Below are 20,194 nucleotides of genomic sequence, written 5' to 3'. Positions count from 1 at the left end.
TTATTGTATGTCCGAATTGACGCGAATACAACTCGACATTAATAGCTTTCACGATCTGCCATGATCACTGATTACGATTTAGACCTGAATTAAATAATTTAATATTTAATTATTAAATTCAGGTGAAGATGATATTTAAAAATATCCTTTACAAGGAAGTGTAACTATGGTTAATTAAATGCAATGATTTTAATTTTAGGATGTATTTATAATGGAGGTTATCATGAATTATGAACTAACAGTTAAGAAAAGAAGAAAGTATCAGCACATTAATACTAGAAGTGTTGGGTTAGCTTCTGATAGTAATCTCGGAAAGAAAAATTTTAGCATTTCAGATGAAGAAGCTATTATTAAAGCTAATTCATTAAGTGTTGAAGAGCAGCTCGAACGCTTTAGACATTATGGAACTAAAGAAAAGCCCGTTACCAACCAGTTGTATCAGCAAAGTCCGAATAAAAAGGAGAGTCGTGTTCCAGGATTATATGGATGCAACAGGTATAAATCGAGAAGAAACGTAGCGGATGAGACATCAGAAAGTTTCGTATTTTTTTAAAAAGATAAATTAACAAAGTCCGAAGGTAAAGTTATGAATAAGCAGCATAAATGTGAACATATGCCAGAAGAGGTTGTTATCTATTTCACGGATCATTACACATCAGATCGACAATGGTTTCTATTCATTTCAGAAACTGCAAAAGAAAGAGACTTGGAGTTAAGCACGGAAATTAATACCGTAGGAGAGCTTTTATGGCAAACGGCGTTTAACATTAGATTTTGTCCATATTGCTCGGAAAAACTCGATATGAACAATGGTGAGCTTCACTTTCATAAAGCAGTGAACTACAAACTGCTTTAAAGAACAATAGAATGGATACTTGTGGGGTTTGAAGCCGAGACGTTTATCGCAATCATCTACCATCCCAATAGAGCTGTGGTGTACAACGATAAACACTTAATTCGTGATTCGATAGACGTGATCCAAGGTGAAATACAATTGGCAGCACATACTTAGTCGATAGCTAATGCGGTAGATGAGTGTAAAGCTATTTTGCATTTCTTACTGACTATAAGTACTATAGAATCTTGAACGCATTAAGTTAATAACTAAATTCATAAACGGTATGACTGAACAATGTCAAAATTTTCGGCGTACCACATCATGATCTATTGGGGTTACTATGAACGAACTAGAAAAAGTGTTATTCAATATCCGTAGTTTACGTGCATTCTCGCGAGATTTGACACTTGAACAGCTCGAAGAAGCATATAGCAAATTTACTACGGTTCTCGAAGAACGCCGAGTAGAAGAGGAAGCTCTTCGTGCAGAGCAAGCAGAAAAAGAAGCAAAACTTGCAGAGATAGCTAAACAAATTTCTGCTCAAGGATTAGATGTCAATGAACTGATTTCAGCTTTATCATCGACTAGTACTAAGAAATCTAAAAAGCAGGGTAAGCGTGAACCTCGACCTGCGAAGTACAAATATATGGATGCAAATGGCATCGAGAAAACCTGGACAGGTCAAGGAAGAACCCCGTCAGCAATTCAAGAAGCTCTTGATGCAGGTAGAACACTCGAAGAATTCGCGATCTAGGGACTTGGTCCACTCGTCGATTTAAGAATCCAGAATTATCGATAAGCCCAGCACATGCTTGGCATTATTCAGTACGAATTTTCTGAAATCTTTGCACTAGCAGAGAACTTGTGATTCGATTTTCTGAGTGTGAAAGCGGGCGAGAGTATGCTACTGAGTATTTAGGAGAGATTAACATTATCATTTGATTAATCATTAGAATTTTGAGTTTGATATTGTTTTGATGAAGTCATATCTAGAAGAGTTTTAGATATGTAACCATCACTAACATTAATTAAGAACTGCGAGAATGTCTTCCTCTGTCGCTATATCTTTAATTTCTTGAATTAGCTGTGATGCCTTTTTCATGTTTGCAGACGATTTCTTAATTTCCCATGCTAGATCGTCCCAATTGAATTTAGCTGATCGGAAGGCTTTCTTAACCTTGTCTTTATGTGATTTAATTACTTTAATCTGGATCTTTTCAGTTTTTATATTAACACGAAAGATATGTTCTTTAAATTCACTAATTATTTTGGTTTTATTAGCAGCAATGTCGTGAAGAATAGTCTCGACCATTTGATCGAGTTGTTCTGCCTGCGCCATATTATTGAATTTAATTAGACTTCTAGCGTGGCAGGTAACACCATAATTAAAGATGTTGCATTTCGTGTTTAGGTCTACTTCGAAAATTGTATCCTAGTGCTGTTCTCCTTTGCGTAGTCTACGTTTACTTTTATTTTCTCTTTCTGTGATGGTGATGTTTTTAAGAGTAAATGTATGCATTTTGGTTTGCCTTTAAATTCTATTTTTATATTTATTTATTAATTCTAATTTCATTTGTGATGTTTGTCCATGAATATTTTATTGTGATAAAATATCTTATATGTCAGATGATAGTTAGTCTAAAAATAATCGTAGTAATAATTAATTATTTTGAAAGCTGAGATGTATTTTTTACTGACCAAGGCATTGTCACTAGTACAAAGGTACGCTTTGATTTCCATCCGAAATAATTCTATAAGCATTAAGTTTTCGGATATTCGGTAGGGAAGGCCATTATCTAAAACATTAACTAATCGATAACGGACAATCCGCGATGTGGTCATCTGAATACTAATAAGAGTAGATACTGACAGTAGAGAGAAACCCCTGGCGGGCTTTCAAATGACGAATTTTCTTTTTAGCTTGTGGTTAGAGATAATAAGCTTTATTAGGCATTAGTCCACTGGTTCTCAAGTGGACAGTACCCTTGGGGTTAGATATGAAAGTGGTACTACCGCCTGCGATGACTTTCTCTACTGCATCATGTTGATGCCCAGCCACCCAGAATCTAGTTCTTGAGACCATCTCGTTGCTCAGTCCTGCATTGTAGTAGGGGGCATAAACACTATTCGCATGCTCTTCTTTAGCGAAGGCTTCTTTAGAAGGAAGATGATGTGAAATAACAAGATCAACTTTTTCTGGTAGGTTTTTAACGAACGATTTGTACTGCTCTTCAATCATTGAGCAGTCAATAAACTTAATGTCGTTCATCAACTCTGAGTATGCTTCTACAAGCTCGACGGAGTATGTATGAATAGGAAACCAGAGGGTTCCACCGAAAATAGTGAATCCGTCCAACGCAATCGATTCATTATTCAAAAAGAAAAGGTTTTCAGTAGTATCGCTATGAGCCTTAAGTTTGGTTAGTACTGAACTCCCAGAATCTTTGAGCACGCCAGAGTCAGCACTAGATTTACACTCAACAGACGTATTTTTATGGCGGTAGGATTTAGACTTATTGCTATACCACTCATGGTTTCCAGCAATCATGATGACTGTCTTGAAGTGGCGGCAAAGTACATTCTTTACGTATGCTATGCCTGAGAGACCGTTCGACGTGTCACCTGCAACGATCAAAGTAGCTTCTTTATCGAAGTCATGCCAATAATCACGGCGTATTCCCTGAATGTCGAGATGTAGGTCGGAGACAACGTAAAACTTCAAACTATCATGGCCTTAAGATTGATTGACTACTTCATATTACATTGCTTATTGGGATTAGAGAAGTGAGTATATACGCTAAGGCACTTCTATCAGTTACTTGGGAAATTGTAACTTCTGGTCATAAAACAGTTGAGCACGGACACGACACAGATCCTACCTATCGTTTTTCGCAGCGTAACTGCGTCAAGTCAGCACAGCGAAGCTGTGCAATATCAAATGGAAGGATGACGTCAGCTATGCACTTATCGTCAAATTTATATATTCACGTAAAAAGTGAATAGCGTAAAGGAAGCGGGAGAAACGAAGACACACAGTTGGGCACGGACACGACACAGGACTCACCTATCGTTTCTCGCAGCGTAGCTGCGTCAAGTCAGCACAGCGAAGCTGTGCAATATCAAATGGAGGGATGACGTCAGCTATGCACTTATCGTCAAATTTATATATTCACGTAAAAAGTGCATAGCGTAAAGGAAGCGGAAGAGCGGAAGAAACGAAGAAACACAGTTGGGCACGGACACGACACAGATCCTACCTATCGTTTTTCGCAGCGTAGCTGCGTCAAGTGAGCACAGCGAAGCTGTGCAATCTCAAATAATGGTATGACGTTAGCCATGCACTTATTGCTCAAATATATATATTCATGTAAAAAGTGCATAGCGGTAATGAAGCTGAAGAGACGGACAATCACCGTTGGGCACGGATACGACATGCACCAACCTGTCGTTTCTCGCAGCGTAGCTGCGTAAATAAACATCAAGTTGCTGTACAACTATAAAGTTAAGAGTCGCAAGTCGTCATTCATTAGAGTATTGGTACTATGAAAATCAGTTCAGCTATTCATGAAATATGCTAGATTTACAAGGCATTTTTATTTTAATAGGGCAGTTGGGTGAAGGTGCGGAATAGTGTCATTCACGACAAGGTATCTCGCTTTGATTGAAAGTAAATCAATTTTTATATGATTATAATTTAATGGCAAACAGTAAAGAGTATTTCTCATTACATGGAAATACAAAATCAAATAAGTGCATCATTGTATTATCAGATATGCTTCCAGCATGGGCTATGTACGATAATCGAAGAGTCGTACATATTAAAAATGTTAATGATATACGAAGAGTTTTAGAATATCATAATAGAGGTTTTAGAGTTAAAAATTGGTTGGAAGCGATTTACATCTCTGATGAAAAAGTTTCTTTTTCAATGTTTAATGATTTTTTTATTTATAAAGGATCAAATATATCTAATATAAAAGGCTTGCTCTTTCATGATCTTGATGGAAACGTAATATTTGAGTTTTTAAGTAACCCACTTATTGAAGACATAACTTTTAATTACTATTTATCTGTATATAAATTTTTGATAAGGCATAATGCATCGAACTTTTGTACATCAATGGCTATGTTGAAAGCTAGAAAATCTGTAAAAGATCAATTTAGTCAAGAAGATATAGATAGTGCAATTGCATTTTCATTAGATCTAGATTTAACCTCAGTTGTAGAGATTAAAAAAAAGTCAGCTGAAAATTTTGTGCATCATATAGTTGATGAGTCATTGGTTTTTTCAAAAGAAGTGACTGATCCTGGTTCTTTTATTTATTATGAAGGTTCAATCAATGGCAATAGTGACCTGAGTATCCGATATTTAAAACCTTTGCGAGGTATGGGGCGAGGGGATTTGTGGAAGTTTATACCTGATGTTACACTATTAAAATCAGGGACAGGTAGTGGCAAAACTGATTTGGCGCTAGACGTTGTTATTCATGCTCATCGTCTAGGAAAAAAAACATCAATAATTTCAAATTTGAAGTCGGTAATTCAGTCTTATGAGCATAGGCTACAAGAAAAAGTCAGTCAGTTAATGGTAGAATTAGAGCCTTGCCATATTATAACATCAGAAGCAGTTCTCTATGAAATTGAAGAAAGTAAACATATTGCTACGACATTAAAATCATTAAGTAAACCGCATATTATAGATTCTGTGATATCATCAGATATAATTATTATTGATGAGGTGGAAAAAGTTTTTGAGGCATTATATTCAAAAAGTAATAGCTATATAGACGAACGTGAAAAATCTATAGTTAGAGAATTACTTCAATATTCATTAAATGACCCTAATACGAAACTGTTGTTAATGGACGCGGATATTACTAACAAAATAACAAAAAATGTCATCAAGAGCTTGTTAAAGTTTGAAAGGAACGTATTGCTTGCGAACGCATATAATTCTTGTCTAGAACATGATTTTGGGTCTATAGAGGTATCTCTTTTAAATGGAAGCCATGAAAAACAAACTATCATTGATAAAATCCAAAATGTGAATGAGAACTGTTTTGTATTCTCATCTTCAAAAGATAAAGTTGATGTTATCTTGAAAGAATCGGGATTTATTAGTGATGATGGCAATGTAGATTATATAAGTGCCTTGGATAACCAAATACTTGTAATTGTTGCAAGCAAATTCTTGAAAGAACACCATGAAGAGGCTGTCGAAAAATTTATCCGTAGCCCAAATACGGAAATATTTAAGTATCATACAGTTATATGCAGTCCAGTTTTAAAAGAAGGATTCAGTATTGAATCGAATTACACGGATACCGTTTATTGTTTATGTGATAAAATTCTGACGCCTAAGGAAATAATACAATCTTCTAGACGATTACGGAAAGCAAAGAATATCCGATTTGGCATTTTTGGTCTATCTACACCGATCACGTTAGACCATAATAAATATAATAATTCTCCTGAGGATTGGATAGAGTCCAGTATCGAATTTAGAAAGAAAGTGCTGATTGATAATTTTTATGATGCTCTTAAATTAACCTTAGCTAAGTTGAAGTTCAATATTGTTGAAGATTCATTTGATAATTTACCAAGTGGTTTTTATGGTAATAAAAAAAATCCTCACTTTGATAAAGATGTGTTAGAAATTATCAGGACAGGGAGAAGTATTGGTCAGCTAGGGTCAGCAATTGAGAAAACTAAACTAGATGCAGCTTTACTCCTTCGAAGTATACTTAAGGTTGATTTAGTTCAAGACTTTATTATTATCTCTAGCAGAGAAGAGTATAAAGGTAAAAAATTTCATGGTTCATTTATAGGTATAGATAAGGAACTATATAACCATAGAAGCATCATCAATCATATTCTTCCAAATAAACTAAAAATTTCTGAACGTAAAGATGATAATATAGGCCAAGCTAAAATTACAAGGAACATTAAAAATATATTCCAAGCGCTTGGTTTTAATTCTGCGAGAATTGACTCTGGAAAGTCTTACAAATTTACATGTGTGGAAGAGAATAAATAGTAATTTTTAAAATATCTATCTTATAAATGTATAAGGGATGATTAGGATTTTGATTTTCACTAACACTAAAAAATTAACGTCGGAAGTGCATTTCCGATTAACTGAATCTTTTTCAACTGAAATAGTATCTTAGCTAATCAATCGCGCTTTTTTAACTACTTGTCAGCAAAAGGGCGCGTTGTTGCCTAAATCAGTTAAAAAAATTCCCAACCTTGGGATCAGATCCTTTGTTATGGTTAGAACGTTCGGTGCTGACGTGGGTATATGGCACAAGAAAATTACTAACTTCGTAGAGTAGAATAAGGCTGTGTTATCTAAATGGAACATTCAGTGCATAGTTGCCGTGGCTAGTTCAGTCTCGTTTAGATGGTCAACTTTTTTGTTGTGAATATATGCGACTAAAAAGCACTCCAAACTGATTTTGTTTTGCCATAACAATAAACGATCACTGAAACCAATAAATGGGTCTAGGGAGACTCCCAGACCCATATACTACTTGTGTAACTAATTAACCCAAATAACGAGATTTGAGGTGGTTCTTAAAATGCTCAGGGTTTAATACTTCACCTGTAGCAGCCTTAACCAGTTCATCAGTCGTGAGCAAACTTCCTTTACTCCATATATTTTTACTTAACCAAGTGAAGATAGGAGTCAGATTACCACTTCGAATTACATCATCCACATCAATTGTTTTGCGTATCGACGCCATAAATTGAGCTGCGTACATGGCTCCTAATGTATAACTTGGAAAGTACCCAAAGCTACCATCACACCAGTGAATGTCTTGTAAACACCCGTTTTTATAGTCATGTTTTGCAGTAGACATTGTAGATTTGTGTTCGGTCCAATGAATGTCCTGCATACATCCATTCTGATAGTTGCCTTTGGTGCTCAGGCCCAAAGACGCGCTCATTTTCTCGTCCCATAGCTCAGGGACGTCGGTATGTTTGATCGCGCCGTTCATCAGATCACGCTCAATTTCATAACGCAGAATAACATGTGCAGGGTAGGTGAGTTCATCGGCATCCACACGAATAAAGTCTTTCTTCACCCGTGTATACAGCTTTTGAATGTTGTCGATTTGAAACACTTTGTCATTATGAGCGCCAAAGTGATCCGCAGACAAACGCGCCAAATGATCGATAAATGCAGGGCTACGACCCAACTGCATTTCAAAGAACAGGGATTGTGATTCATGAATGCCCATCGAACGCGCTTCACCTGCTGGGGTTCCCGCCAGATGCTTTGGCAGACCTTGTTCATAGCGTGCGTGACCTGTTTCATGCACGATTCCCATCAGCGATTGCACGAATTCATTGTCATTGTAACGCGTTGTGATTCGCACATCGCTAGGCACGCCGCCGCAGAATGGATGGACACTTTCATCCAAACGACCATGATCGAAATCGAACTGAAGCAGTTTCATGACGTCAAGGCCAAGCGCTTTTTGATTTTGTGTTGGGTAGTAGCCTTTCGGCTCTAACACCGATTCAGAACGCTGCTTCTCAATCGCTTGATCGATCATCTCTGGGAGCCAGCTTTTTACATCGCTGAACACGCGGTTCAAAGATTCAGTCGTCGTGCCGGGTTCATAGAGTTCCAGCATCGCATCGTAAGGCGTGGTGCCCGTCGCTTCAGCACGGATTTGTGCTTCTTCTTGAGATAACTTCACCACTTCAGCCCAGTTCTTTTCAAAACCGGCCCAGTCGTTTGCTTTGCGCTGAGAGCGCCAGGCATGTTCACACTTTGAGCCAGCCAGCGATTTGGCTTCGACCAAAGATTCAGGCAATACGTTGGCTTGTTGCCAATGGCGTTTCATCTCGCGCAGGACAGCGGTTTGTTCGCTATTGAGACTTTCCGCTTCTGCTTCGGTAAACCAATCGCCAAGTTGCGGCTGCGTCATCAAACCATGAATATGAACAGAGAGTTCAGCCATTGCTTCTGAACGCGCTCGAGCGCCACCCGTCGGCATCACCGCCGCTTGATCCCAACCGCAGATGGCAGACAAATGATTGAAGTGAGAAACCTTTTTAGAGTGTTTAACTAATTTATCGAATGCACTCATGAGAATAGCCTTCCTTGACGAAAAATGAGAGAGAAGTGTACCAACGTGCTACAAATTAACAAGTGACCTGAATCGGTGTTTTGGTGACCTGACCCAGCGACGTGAACCTTGCCCGACAAGCAAGATCTTGCTTGCACAAAGGCAGTTTATTGCTCTAATTGTAATGAATTAAATATAACTGATTGATTTTAAAAGAATGCTAAAGTGGCATCGACTTTGCTCCCTTACTCACTGAATTCGCGCTGAGCGCACTTACATCACGAACGTTTTATCGAATGGCAAAGGTTGTCTTAACCCGTTGCCTGATAAACAACCAGTTAGAAAGGAATGAGCAATGCCAACTCCATGTTATATCTCTATCGAAGGTCAAACTCAGGGTCTTATCACTGCAGGCGCTTGTACTGCGGATTCTATCGGCGATTCATTCGTTGAAGGTCATGAAGACGAAATGCTGGTTCAGCAGTTCGACCATATCGTTACCGTACCAACTGACCCACAATCAGGTCAGCCTTCAGGTCAACGTGTGCACAAACCATTCAAATTCACCGTGTCTCTGAACAAAGCTGTTCCTCTGCTGTACAACGCACTGGCTTCAGGCGAGAAGATGACGACGGTTGAACTGAAATGGTACCGCACGTCTATCGAAGGCAAACAAGAAAACTTCTTCACCACCAAGCTGGAAAACGCGTCTATCGTGGATATCCAATGTGAAATGCCACACTGCCAAGATCCAGCAAAATCTGATTTCACTCAGAACCTGACTGTTTCGATGTCATACCGCAAAATCACGTGGGATCACGTGAACGCGGGCACTTCAGGCTCAGACGATTGGCGTAAACCAATCGAAGCGTAAGTTACGCTCGATCTGTGTTGCCCGTCTCAAGGCGGGCAACCTTGTGAACCTTAAGCACAAAGCATCTAACCCGCACCCTAGCATCCGCTCGGTTTCGGGTGTTTTGCGCTTAAGGTTTCACCATTTTTACTGAGTATGAAGGAATGGCAGGATGGCGACGTTAAAGTATCAGTTTCATGTGGAAGGTCTGGAGGACGACACGCTGGTGGTGCGTGGGTTCGACGGGCAGGAAACGCTTTCCAGCGAACGCATAAATGGGCAGCTATTGAATGAACAACCGTGCCACGGTTTTCGTTATGAACTGGAATTGGCCAGTCGGCTTGCCAATTTAACACCGGAGATGGTAGTAGATAAAGTCGCGGAGCTGACGCTCTATCGCGATGATGTGCTCGTTCAACGCGTAAACGGCATCGTGCGCTGCTTTACGCAGGGCGATACCGGCCACCACCACACCTTCTATTCACTCACGTTAGTCCCTGCTTTAGAGCGTTTGTCTCTGCGCCACAACAGCCGCATCTTTCAACTCAACACCGTGCCGGAAATCCTCTCTATTCTGCTGCAGGAAATGGGCATCAACGATTACGCCTTTGCGTTGACTCGTGACTGCGCGCAGCGTGAATTCTGCGTTCAGTACCGCGAAACCGACTTAGATTTTCTCCATCGCCTGGCTGCCGAAGAAGGGCTGGTGTACAGCTTCATTCATGAAGAAGGCAAACACACGCTGATATTCAGCGACGCCTCCGACAGCCTGCCGAAACTCGGTGAGCCGATCCCGTACAACACGCTGGCGGGCGGCATGATTGAATCGCCGTATATCTCGGCGCTGAGCGTGCACACCCAATCGGAGGTGAGTCAAACGGCGCTGCAGGATTACAGTTTCAAAAAGCCGACATACGCCTTTGCCCAGCAAGCGGTCGGGACAGAAATGGACTACCAGCTGCCAGATTACGAACATTTCGATGCGCCGGGGCGCTATAAAGACGATGTTAGCGGTAAAGCATTCAGCCAGATCCGCCTTGATTATTTGCGCCGCAACGCGCACACCGCAACGGGCAAAAGCAACCAACCGCTGCTGCGTCCGGGGGTGAAGTTTGACCTGCAAGAGCACCTCGACGACACCTTAAACCGAGATTGGTTGGTGGTGAGTGTCACCAGCCAAGGCACGCAGCCTCAGGCGCTGGAAGAAGCCGGAGGTAATGGCGCGACCACCTACGCGAACCAATTCACATTGATCCCGGCGCATCGCACCTGGCGCGCCACGCCGCAAGCCAAACCTCAGGTTGATGGTCCGATGATTGCCACAGTTGTAGGCCCGCAAGGCGAAGAGATCTTCTGTGATGAACACGGCCGAGTCAAACTGCATTTCCCATGGGATCGCTATTCCAACGGTGATGAGCACAGTTCGTGCTGGGTGCGTGTCTCGCAAGGGTGGGCGGGCAGCCAATACGGCATGATCGCCATTCCGCGCATCGGTCATGAAGTGATTGTGTCGTTTCTCAATGGTGACCCCGACCAACCGATTGTCACCGGCCGTACCTATCACGCCACCAACACCGTGCCATATACGCTACCGGATAACAAAACCAAAACTGTGCTGCGCACCGAAACCCATCAGGGGCAGGGTTATAACGAACTCAGTTTTGAAGACCAAGCGGGCAGCGAACAAATTTACCTACACGCACAGAAAGACTTTGATGGACTGATTGAAAACGACCACACCAGTGTCATTAAGCACGACAAACACCTCACGGTGGAGAACGATCGCTTCACTCAGATCAAAAACAATCAGCATCTGACGGTGGGGGGCGAAAGCCGTGAATCAGTGACCGGAAATCGAACTCTGATGGTTGAAGGTTCATTGCATGTGAAAACCGGCAGTGTTTGGGTGAATGAATCGGGTACTGAAGTTCATATTAAAGCGGGCCAAAAGGTCGTCATTGAAGCTGGCTCCGAAATCACCGTGAAAGCGGGCGGCAGCTTTGTGAAAGTCGACCCAGCAGGGGTTCATCTTTCAGGTGCAGGTGTGAACCTAAACTCGGGCGGTAGCCCGGGCAGTGGCAGTGGTTTCAGTGGCCAAGCTGCCACACTACCGGGCAATTTGGACGATGCGCCGCCACTGGATGCTCCGAAAACGGTATCTTACCAAGCTTTGTTGCAGGCAGAGGAAGCCAATGTGCCTGCAGTGAAACCTTGTCCACTCGCGGAGGGTAATTCATGATTTCTGAGTGGCTAGACACACAAAGCTTGCCCGTCTTTTGGCTTGCCAAAGCAGACCTTTTTAAACAAGCGGTAAGCGAAAATGGCGGTTTTGCGTTCGAGCATTCCGTCCCACTTTTTTATGGGGACATGTTTGCCAAAGCGATGCCATTGTCACCTTGGTTGGTGCCTGCCGATGAATCCTTGGCTGCGGTTTCTCAAGAGACGTTGCAGCAGGGGTTGTTCTTCACATCGTCAGCAGAGCTACAGGATCTGACTGACCATTTGCGTAGTTTGTTGACCGCAGGGTTGGATGGTGAAGAAGTGGTATTTCGCTTTTACGATCCGAAAGTGTTATTGCCAATGCTTAAGGTAATGGACGAGAGCGATCTCAACGTGCTATTCGGCAATATCAAGGAATTGACTGCTTTTTGTACCGAAACAGACCAATTGCAAACTTGGTCGTCAACCCGAGTGACGCCGTTCGAATTGCAATCAGCACCTTGGTGGCGAATGAAAGAGGCACATCTTGAGCCACTGTACTCCACTCAAACTCATGCTGTGATTTTAGAAAAGCGATTCTGGGAAGTGTTGCCCGAATCGATGGAAGCGCTTGACCAACCCGTGGAGAGCATCAAACAGACTTTGGTTCAGGCTCAATCGCAAGGATTTAACCCCGAACAAGGGGAACTGGCAGTGTTGAACATGCTGGTTCAATGTACTCCGGTGTCGATGGAGGAAGTAGGCCTCGCTTTTCACTTATCTAATCCAGAACAAGAACAGTTATTGAATATTCAGGAGAAATTTGTATGAGCAGTACAGGAACCAACGCTTATTGCTTACCATGCCAACAGTTAACTCACTGGATAGAAATTCTTGTTCGAGATGAAAATAATCAACCATTCTCGGGGGTGACTGGTGTACTGATTGACTCCAATCAAGTTGAACATCCTGTCGAACTAAGTGATGCGCCCATTTTGATTGAGCAGCTACCACCCGGCCCGGTACAACTGGTTTTAGACGCAGAGCCATGGATTCTCGAAGCTCAAGCGGAGACGCATCCGAGAAATAACACCGATAAGCCGACCAAAGATTTTGCTGCTGGTTATAGCGGTCACAATGGTGGCCTCGTGAAATATGCAGAAATCACCACTGGCGATCTCACGCTGTTACCCGAGAAAGTAACACTGCCGACTTACCACCAAAAAGGGCAAGGTGATGCAGTTAAATTGATTGTCGATAAAACGTATGTTCTTCAGGTCAGAGCATACAAGTTTATCACCTTGCGTGTCGGCATGTTCTTCGATGGTACTGCCAACAATACCTATGGTGCGATATGGGGTAAGCAGGAACTGGAAAAATACTATTCCACTTGGAAGGCAAAATACGAAGCAGACTGCGACATTCTTTCCAGAAAAACCGGTTACCCTAAAAATGCTATACCAGAAGTGCTGCTTTCTGATGACTGTTTTGCGTATCCTAAGAAAGATAACTTCTTTATCTCATTGTTTAAAAACGATGATGGGGAAATCGAAACCGTGGAAGGCAGTGCAACCAATGAGCTGACTAATGTTCAGAAGCTGTATGAGTTATATGCAGATAATACATATTTTAAAGAAATCAAGACGTTTTCTCATGCGGAATACGTAACAGGAATTGGAACAGGCAACAGCACAAATATCTCACCAGCGGATGAATCTCTGATTGGTCAAGGACTGGGAACAGGCAAATATGGTGTAAAGGCTAAGGTCTCCACAGGTATTGATCAACTTTCAAAAAGTATGAAAGACGTGGCTTCCGAAATTCGTAAACAAGTTGGACCTGATATAGATGGCATTGGTAAGTTACAATTGGATGTTTTTGGTTTTAGCCGAGGCGCTGCGGCCGCGAGGCATTTTGTAAATGTGGTATTGGATGGTAAACATGGTGAGTTTGTACCAGCCTTTTCAAAGGCATGTGCCAATGCAGGATTACCTTTGAAGTTCGGATTTGATTGGAACGAAAAAGATGAGTGCAAGGCAAGTTGCGAAATCAGCTTTGCTGGGCTATTTGATACAGTTGCTTCTGTAGTTGATCTTTTGTCGTTTGATTTCTCAACGCATACTGATAATGGTTATGCTCGGCTTTGGCTCGATCCTGAGCGCGTAAGACGTGTCGTACACCTAACTGCTGATCCAACCATTGAATGCCGTGATAATTTTAGTTTGAATCATCTCAACTCAAGAGATGAGCAACATTTCTATGAATTTGTATTGCCGGGAGCTCATTCAGATATAGGTGGCGGCTATCATTCGCGGCAAAGTTATATTCGAAGAGATTTTTTGCTCCCAATGCTTGAGAATAAGTTGGTAAAGAAAATCAGCAGATCTTTTTCTGGTGACTGGGAGAAAGAGCGAGCTAAGAAATATATAAAATCTAAATTGATGGTATATAAGGAAAGAGATCTGTTAACTGGATGGAATGAGAGCGATTATTCTGAACCAGAATTTGAGGTAATAAATAGAGGAAACGACAGAGATAGTGGAACAGTAATTGGTCGTCTTTATATCAAACGTTTGGTTTCAGGTGATCTGTCTAGGCTTTATCTTCGCTTAATGTACGGATTGTCAGAATTTCATGGTGTTCCATTTGGTGATGATGATGGCAAAATTTGGTCTCACGCCATACTAGATATAGATGAAAGTCAATATACGGTACAAGATATTGATGCTATTGGTTTCAGAGAATTTAATGATGAAATATTGAAATTTGCCAAATGTGGAGATTATGACTCTTTGTCCGAAAAACTGAGTGACAAAAAACTTAAAGAGTCATTCATGAAAATGGGCTTGTATCATCATTCATCGGGCGGCGATATTGGTATGGGGCCCCTTTGGGATGAAAAACAGAATTGTTACAGACGGGCCAGCTATGAATGTGAGAAAGGAAAATAATTTGAACTATAAATGTATAATCACACTTGTCCTATCACTTTTATTGATTGCTTGTGTTTCTACTGCCAACTCAATACCTGAGGATAAATGGCAAGTAGGTGTTGTAATGCCTTCATTCTATCCGGTAAATGTCACTCAGGCTTATGGTGTGAATGAGGAGGAAGATTGGACTTCATTACTACATAATTTTACGCAGTTTATGACGAGAAGCGAATTAAGTAATGCGCGGGAAAAACTACCAGACTATGACGGATATGGACTACCGTTGCATTCAATAAGCATAGTACGACGCAACCAAATTGGTGGAACAACCCATTTACCAGACTACATTTATATTCATTGGGCATCTTTGGTAAATCCTAAGTTTTACGTTACCAAATATGAACTTGACGAGTCAGTTAAACGGCTGATGTCTATCAACCTTAGTTATACGCTTGAAAGTGGCTTTGTTATTCATGATTGTTTTCGTAAGGAATTAGTTTTTGGCTTACTGCCGAATGGAAATGCAAAAGTTTGGCTCAAAGGATGTGATGAAATGATTTATGTTAAAGAGCTACCACCAGACAGAATTCTTGATAATGATGACATTCGGAAACGTATTGAGGATTATAAGAAAAGCCCATATTTTACTGAGATTAAAAAAAGAGCCGAGGATGAAGGTGTATCGACTGATCCGATTCCATGGGACAAAGTAAATAAAGTATATACTTTAGAAAAAGTAAAGACTTTAGATGAAGCTTTGAGTGCTAGCCATCAATAAAAATTTACTGAAAACGCCCAGCCCATAGCTGGGCGTTTTCTTTGTCTGGTGATAATGGATGGAAATCTAAATCGAAAATTACGGCGTAAGTTTGTCATTTATGATTCTCCGGAACTGATATGTATTGAGAAATTATGATTCTGGCTGTTTTATAGATGTGTAAGTGATGTAGTGGAACAGTAATTATCAAACATTCGGTTTCAGTCGAATTATCTAGGCTTTACCTTCGTTTAATGTACGGCTGGTGTTCAATTTAATGATAGGAATGGAAAAAATTTGACTGATTCAGCACGAAATGAGAACCAATATACAGTATAAGATATTGATGTGATTAGTTTCAGGATGTTGAATGACGAAATATTAGAGTCTGCCAAATGTGGATATTATGACTCTTTGTCCGAAAAACTGAGTGACAAAAAACTTAAAGAGTCATTCATGAAAATGGGCTTGTATCATCATTCATCGGGCGGCGATATTGGTATGGGGCCCCTTTGGGATGAAAAACAGAATTGTTACAGACGGGCCAGCTATGAATGTGAGAAAGGAAAATAATTTGAACTATAAATGTATAATCACACTTGTCCTATCACATTTATTGATTGCTTGTGTTTCTAATGCCAACTCAATACCTGAGGATAAATGGCAAGTAGGCGTTGTTATGCCTTCATTCTATCCGGTAAATGTCACTCAGGCCTATGGTGTGAATGAGGAGGAAGATTGGACTGTAATGCTGCATAATTTTACGCAGTTTATGAGTGTAAGCGAATTGAGTAATGCGTGGAAAAAACTACCAGACTATGACGGATACGGACTACCGTTGCATTCAATAAGCATAGTACGACGCGACCAAATCGGTGGTACAACTCATTTACCAGACTACATTTATATTTATTGGGCATCTTTGGTAAATCCTAAGTTTTACGTAACCAAATATGAACTTGACGAGTCAGTTAAACGGCTGATGTCTATCAATCTTAGTTATACGCTTGAAAGTGGCTTTGTTATTCATGATTGTTTTCGTAAGGAATTAGTTTTTGGTTTATTGCCGAATGGAAATGCAAAAGTTTGGCTCAAAGGATGTGATGAAATGATTTATGTTAAAGAGCTACCACCAGACAGAATTCTTGATAATGATAACATTCGGAAACGTATTGAGGATTATAAGAAAGGCCCATATTTTACTGAGATTAAAAAAAGAGCCGAGGATGAAGGTGTATCCATTGACCCGATTCCATGGGACAAAGTGAATAAAGTATATACTTTAGAAAAAGTAAAGACTTTAGATGAAGCTCTGAGTGCTAGCCATCAATAAAATGTAATGCTTAATGCCCAGTCCATAGCTGGGTGTTTTCTTTGTGATGGGAATCTAAATCGAAAATTACGGCGCAAGTTTGTCATTTACGATTATCCGGAACTGATAGGTATTGAGAAATTATGATTCTGGCTGTTTTATAGATGTGTAAGTGATGTAGTGGAACAGTAATTATCAAACATTCGGTTTCAGTCGAATTATCTAGGATTTATCTCCGCTTGATGTACGGATTGTCAGAATTTCATGGTGTACCATTTGATGATGATGGCAAAATTTGGTCTCCCTCTATACGAGATAAAGCTGAAAGTCAATATACAGTGCAAGATACTGATGCTATTGGTTTCAGAGAATTTAATGATGAAATATTGAAATTTTCCAAATGTGGCGATTATGACTCTTTGTCCAAAAAACTGAGTGATAAAAAATTAGAGAGTCATTCATGAAAATGGGCTTGTTTCATCATTCATCGGGCGGCGATATTGGTATGGCACCCCTTTGGGATGAAAAACAGAATTGTTACAAACGGGCTAGTTATGAATATGAAAAGGGGGAATGATTTGAATTATAAATATATAATAACATCTGTACTATCACTTTTATTGATTGCTTGTGCTTCGGATGCTTCGCCAGTACCTGGAAAACAGTGGCAAGTTGGCGTTGTTATGCCTTCATTCTATCCGGTAAATGTCACTCAGGCTTATGGTGTGAATGAGGAGGAAGATTGGACTGTAATGCTGCATAATTTTACGCAGTTTATGAAGAGAAGCGAATTAAGTAATGCGCGGAAAAAGCTACCAGACTATGACGGATATGGACTACCGTTGCATTCAATAAGCATAGTACGACGCGAGCAAATTGCTGGAACAACCCATTTACCAGACTACATTTATATTCATTGGGCATCTTTGGTAAATCCTAAGTTTTACGTTACCAAATATGAACTTGATGAATCGGTTAAACGGCTGATGTCTGTCAATCTCAGTTTTAAGCGTGAAAGCGGATTTGTTGTTCATAATTGTTTCCGTACGGAGTTAGTTTTTGGTTTACTACCGAATGGAAATGCAAAGATTTGGCTCAAAGGATGTGATGAAATGATTTATGTAAAAGAGCTACCACCAGACAGAATTCTTGATAATGATAACATTCGGAAACGTATTGAGGATTATAAGAAAGGCCCATATTTTACTGAGGTTAAAAAAAGAGCCGAGGATGAAGGTGTATCCATTGACCCGATTCCATGGGACAAAGTGAATAAAGTATATAGTTTAAAAAAGGTAAAGATTTTAGATGAAGCTCTAATTGACAGTCATTAACTAAACCTGAATGTTCAACACTTATCTTAAGATTAGTTTTACTCATTGGAGAGAATGAATGGAATTATAAACCCAATTTTATGGTGTGATTTTCTGTTTACGATTTCAGGGGTTGAGATGAAATACATAATATTCTGAAAAATGATATCTAGTTGATATTTTGGCGTATAAGCGATGAATGTGAAAGTGGTAATTAAAATTGGATTATTTGTATTGATGTTAGCTTTTTTGAGTGCTTGCTCCTCACAAAGTTATTATTTTTCTGAGCGTAAGTGGCAAGTGAGCGTTGTTATGCCGTCGTTGTACCCAGTGAATGTTACTCAAGCATATGGAATAAATGACAATGAGGGCTGGACTGTATTAGTGCATAATTTTACTCAATTTATGAGTACCAGTGAATTGAATTATGTTCGTGAAAAATTACCCAACTATGATGGATTTGGATTGCCATTACATTCGATAAGCATCATTCGCAGAAATCAAATTGGTGGAACGAATCATTTTCCTGATACTATCTATATTTATTGGGTATCGTTAGTCAATACCAAGTTTTATGTGACAAAATATGAACTCGATAAATCAGTGAAAGAACTAATGGCTACCAGAGGAAGTTTTCAGCGTGAAAACGGATTTGTAGTTAAGAACTGTTATCGCAACGAAATAATCTTTGGGTTGCTGCCTGACGGAAGAGCAAAAGTCTGGCTTGAGGGATGTGGCGAGACAATTTATGTGAAAGAGTTACCACCAGATAGAATTCTTGGCCATGATAGTAATGGGAAACGTGTGGAGGATTATAAAAATAGCTCATTGTTTAATGATGTTAAAAAAAGAGCTGAAGATGAAGGTGTATCAACTGACCCGATTCCGTGGGACAGGGTCAATAAAGTATATACTTTAGAAAAAGTAAAGAGTATAGATGAGGCTCTGACTGCTATCCACTAATAAAATGCAATGCGCAATGCCCAGTCCACTACTGGGCGTTTTCTGTGTCTGGTGATAATTGATGGAAGTCTAAATCGACAACATAAGTTTGTCATTTACGATTGTTCGGAACTGATATGTATTGAGAAATTATGATACTGGCTACTTTATGGATGTATAAATAATGAATCTGAAAGAGATCGTTGGCTCAATAAAAAGTAACGTTTTTGTATTGCTGTTAGCTTTGTTAATTGCATGCTCATCATATGCTTCAGCTCTTCCTGAGCTCCCTTGGACTGTTAGCATTGCTGTACCTACATTGTATCCCGCGAAAGTAACAGAAGCTTATGGCGTCAACGAAGAGCAAGATTGGACATCACTATTACATAACTTTTCTCAGTTTATGAGGATTAGTGATTTCAAAAATATTTCGCCCCGATTTCCAGAGTATGAAGGTTTTGGACTACCTATTGCTGACTACGCTATGAACCAGAAAAGGCAAATTTCTCCGATTAAATTTCCTCCAGATACCCTTTATTTATATTGGGTATCACTACTCAATACTCAGTTTTATGTGACCAAGTATGAGGTTCCAATGAGAGTAAGAGACTTGATGGCTAAGCCCGCGAGATATAGACGTATGGATGGCTCCTTAGGTTCTAAATGTTATCGTACGGAGTTTGTTTTTGGGCTGTTACCCAATGGGCAAGCTAAGATCTATCTGCGGGGGTGTGGTGAGATAGTGTTTCTAAAAGAATTAGCACCAGATAGAATTTTGGACCATGACAGCAATGGTTTTACGGCAGATACGTATAAAAGTTCTTCCTATATTGGCCTGGCCGTATTCACAAAAGAGCCGTAGCTCAAGGCGTTTCTTTAGACCCAATCCCTTGGGACAAAGTGAACGAAGTTTACGCAAATGAACCGATTATCTCTTTAGGAGAGGTACTAGCTCGATGAGCGTAC

General features: G+C 40.2%; 16 protein-coding genes and 1 pseudogene. 14 read left to right on the top strand and 3 right to left on the bottom strand.

The genetic code is table 11. From position 1 onward, the window contains the following. Positions 1-223 precede the first annotated feature (223 nt). From ACF8PK_RS06875 to ACF8PK_RS06865, 3 genes are all read left to right on the top strand, one after another. Positions 224-553 carry a hypothetical protein gene (locus ACF8PK_RS06875; protein WP_096070878.1) on the top strand — a complete coding sequence of 110 codons (330 nt, stop codon included), beginning with the start codon at positions 224-226 and terminating at the stop codon, positions 551-553. Between the two features lie 33 nt (positions 554-586). Beyond that, positions 587-856, top strand: a complete 270-nt coding sequence (locus ACF8PK_RS06870; protein WP_061899402.1) for a hypothetical protein — start codon at positions 587-589, stop codon at positions 854-856. A 322-nt stretch (positions 857-1,178) separates the two neighbouring features. Next, on the top strand, positions 1,179-1,592 hold the full coding sequence (locus tag ACF8PK_RS06865; RefSeq protein ID WP_025789647.1) for an H-NS family nucleoid-associated regulatory protein: 414 nt from the start codon (positions 1,179-1,181) through the stop codon (positions 1,590-1,592). Between the two features lie 270 nt (positions 1,593-1,862). On the opposite strand, the gene ACF8PK_RS06860 is transcribed toward ACF8PK_RS06865, so the two are convergent. After that, positions 1,863-2,177: a hypothetical protein gene (locus ACF8PK_RS06860; protein WP_108693856.1), complete on the bottom strand. Its 315-nt coding sequence runs from the start codon at positions 2,175-2,177 to the stop codon at positions 1,863-1,865. A 588-nt stretch (positions 2,178-2,765) separates the two neighbouring features. Continuing rightward, the gene (locus ACF8PK_RS06855; protein ID WP_108693855.1) at positions 2,766-3,560 is read right to left on the bottom strand and encodes a metallophosphoesterase; all 795 of its coding nucleotides are present in this window, start codon (positions 3,558-3,560) and stop codon (positions 2,766-2,768) included. Positions 3,561-4,535: 975 nt separating this feature from the next. Here ACF8PK_RS06855 and ACF8PK_RS06850 point away from each other — a divergent pair. Next, the gene (locus ACF8PK_RS06850) at positions 4,536-6,875 is read left to right on the top strand and encodes a hypothetical protein (protein WP_108693854.1); all 2,340 of its coding nucleotides are present in this window, start codon (positions 4,536-4,538) and stop codon (positions 6,873-6,875) included. 508 nt (positions 6,876-7,383) lie between these two features. On the opposite strand, the gene ACF8PK_RS06845 is transcribed toward ACF8PK_RS06850, so the two are convergent. After that, the gene (locus ACF8PK_RS06845; protein WP_392440601.1) at positions 7,384-8,940 is read right to left on the bottom strand and encodes a carboxypeptidase M32; all 1,557 of its coding nucleotides are present in this window, start codon (positions 8,938-8,940) and stop codon (positions 7,384-7,386) included. 334 nt (positions 8,941-9,274) lie between these two features. Here ACF8PK_RS06845 and hcp-2 point away from each other — a divergent pair, with 334 nt between their 5' ends. From hcp-2 to ACF8PK_RS06795, 10 genes and pseudogenes are all read left to right on the top strand, one after another. Then, complete coding sequence (gene hcp-2, locus ACF8PK_RS06840; protein ID WP_020331126.1) at positions 9,275-9,793, top strand: type VI secretion system effector Hcp-2; 519 nt, start codon at positions 9,275-9,277, stop codon at positions 9,791-9,793. Between the two features lie 151 nt (positions 9,794-9,944). After that, on the top strand, positions 9,945-12,011 hold the full coding sequence (locus tag ACF8PK_RS06835; protein WP_392440600.1) for a type VI secretion system Vgr family protein: 2,067 nt from the start codon (positions 9,945-9,947) through the stop codon (positions 12,009-12,011). Then, entirely contained in the window at positions 12,008-12,802 is a 795-nt protein-coding gene (locus ACF8PK_RS06830; protein ID WP_392440599.1) for a DUF4123 domain-containing protein, read from the top strand. The genes ACF8PK_RS06835 and ACF8PK_RS06830 overlap by 4 nt, the downstream gene beginning before the upstream one ends. Beyond that, positions 12,799-14,922, top strand: a complete 2,124-nt coding sequence (locus ACF8PK_RS06825) for a phospholipase effector Tle1 domain-containing protein (RefSeq protein WP_392440598.1) — start codon at positions 12,799-12,801, stop codon at positions 14,920-14,922. The genes ACF8PK_RS06830 and ACF8PK_RS06825 overlap by 4 nt, the downstream gene beginning before the upstream one ends. Then, positions 14,900-15,682: a DUF2931 family protein gene (locus ACF8PK_RS06820; RefSeq protein WP_392440625.1), complete on the top strand. Its 783-nt coding sequence runs from the start codon at positions 14,900-14,902 to the stop codon at positions 15,680-15,682. The genes ACF8PK_RS06825 and ACF8PK_RS06820 overlap by 23 nt, the downstream gene beginning before the upstream one ends. Positions 15,683-16,235: 553 nt before the next feature. Continuing rightward, complete coding sequence (locus ACF8PK_RS06815) at positions 16,236-16,994, top strand: DUF2931 family protein (RefSeq protein WP_392440624.1); 759 nt, start codon at positions 16,236-16,238, stop codon at positions 16,992-16,994. A 218-nt stretch (positions 16,995-17,212) separates the two neighbouring features. Further along, entirely contained in the window at positions 17,213-17,437 is a 225-nt protein-coding gene (locus ACF8PK_RS06810; protein ID WP_392440597.1) for a hypothetical protein, read from the top strand. 114 nt (positions 17,438-17,551) lie between these two features. Next, positions 17,552-18,307: a DUF2931 family protein gene (locus tag ACF8PK_RS06805; protein WP_392440623.1), complete on the top strand. Its 756-nt coding sequence runs from the start codon at positions 17,552-17,554 to the stop codon at positions 18,305-18,307. Between the two features lie 192 nt (positions 18,308-18,499). Further along, positions 18,500-19,249 (top strand): DUF2931 family protein, encoded by a 750-nt coding sequence (locus ACF8PK_RS06800; RefSeq protein WP_392440622.1) that lies wholly within the window; start codon positions 18,500-18,502, stop codon positions 19,247-19,249. Positions 19,250-19,412: 163 nt separating this feature from the next. Beyond that, a pseudogene (locus ACF8PK_RS06795) lies at positions 19,413-20,188 on the top strand (DUF2931 family protein). Positions 20,189-20,194 lie beyond the last annotated feature (6 nt).

The organism is Vibrio sp. CJQ_6, from assembly GCF_043106745.1.
Taxonomy (GTDB): domain Bacteria; phylum Pseudomonadota; class Gammaproteobacteria; order Enterobacterales; family Vibrionaceae; genus Vibrio; species Vibrio furnissii.
The sequence above is the reverse complement of the archived record's forward strand: the minus strand, read 5'-3'. Positions and strand labels throughout refer to the sequence as shown.

Bases quoted from the DNA above. Each gene is read 5' to 3' on its own strand.
- ACF8PK_RS06825 (WP_392440598.1), top strand. From the start codon at position 12,799: ATGAGCAGTACAGGAACCAACGCTTATTGCTTACCATGCCAACAGTTA.
- ACF8PK_RS06865 (WP_025789647.1), top strand. From the start codon at position 1,179: ATGAACGAACTAGAAAAAGTGTTATTCAATATCCGTAGTTTACGTGCA.
- ACF8PK_RS06870 (WP_061899402.1), top strand. From the start codon at position 587: ATGAATAAGCAGCATAAATGTGAACATATGCCAGAAGAGGTTGTTATC.
- ACF8PK_RS06835 (WP_392440600.1), top strand. From the start codon at position 9,945: ATGGCGACGTTAAAGTATCAGTTTCATGTGGAAGGTCTGGAGGACGAC.
- ACF8PK_RS06845 (WP_392440601.1), bottom strand. From the start codon at position 8,940: ATGAGTGCATTCGATAAATTAGTTAAACACTCTAAAAAGGTTTCTCAC.
- ACF8PK_RS06830 (WP_392440599.1), top strand. From the start codon at position 12,008: ATGATTTCTGAGTGGCTAGACACACAAAGCTTGCCCGTCTTTTGGCTT.
- ACF8PK_RS06820 (WP_392440625.1), top strand. From the start codon at position 14,900: ATGAATGTGAGAAAGGAAAATAATTTGAACTATAAATGTATAATCACA.
- ACF8PK_RS06860 (WP_108693856.1), bottom strand. From the start codon at position 2,177: ATGGCGCAGGCAGAACAACTCGATCAAATGGTCGAGACTATTCTTCAC.
- ACF8PK_RS06850 (WP_108693854.1), top strand. From the start codon at position 4,536: ATGGCAAACAGTAAAGAGTATTTCTCATTACATGGAAATACAAAATCA.
- hcp-2 (WP_020331126.1), top strand. From the start codon at position 9,275: ATGCCAACTCCATGTTATATCTCTATCGAAGGTCAAACTCAGGGTCTT.
- ACF8PK_RS06875 (WP_096070878.1), top strand. From the start codon at position 224: ATGAATTATGAACTAACAGTTAAGAAAAGAAGAAAGTATCAGCACATT.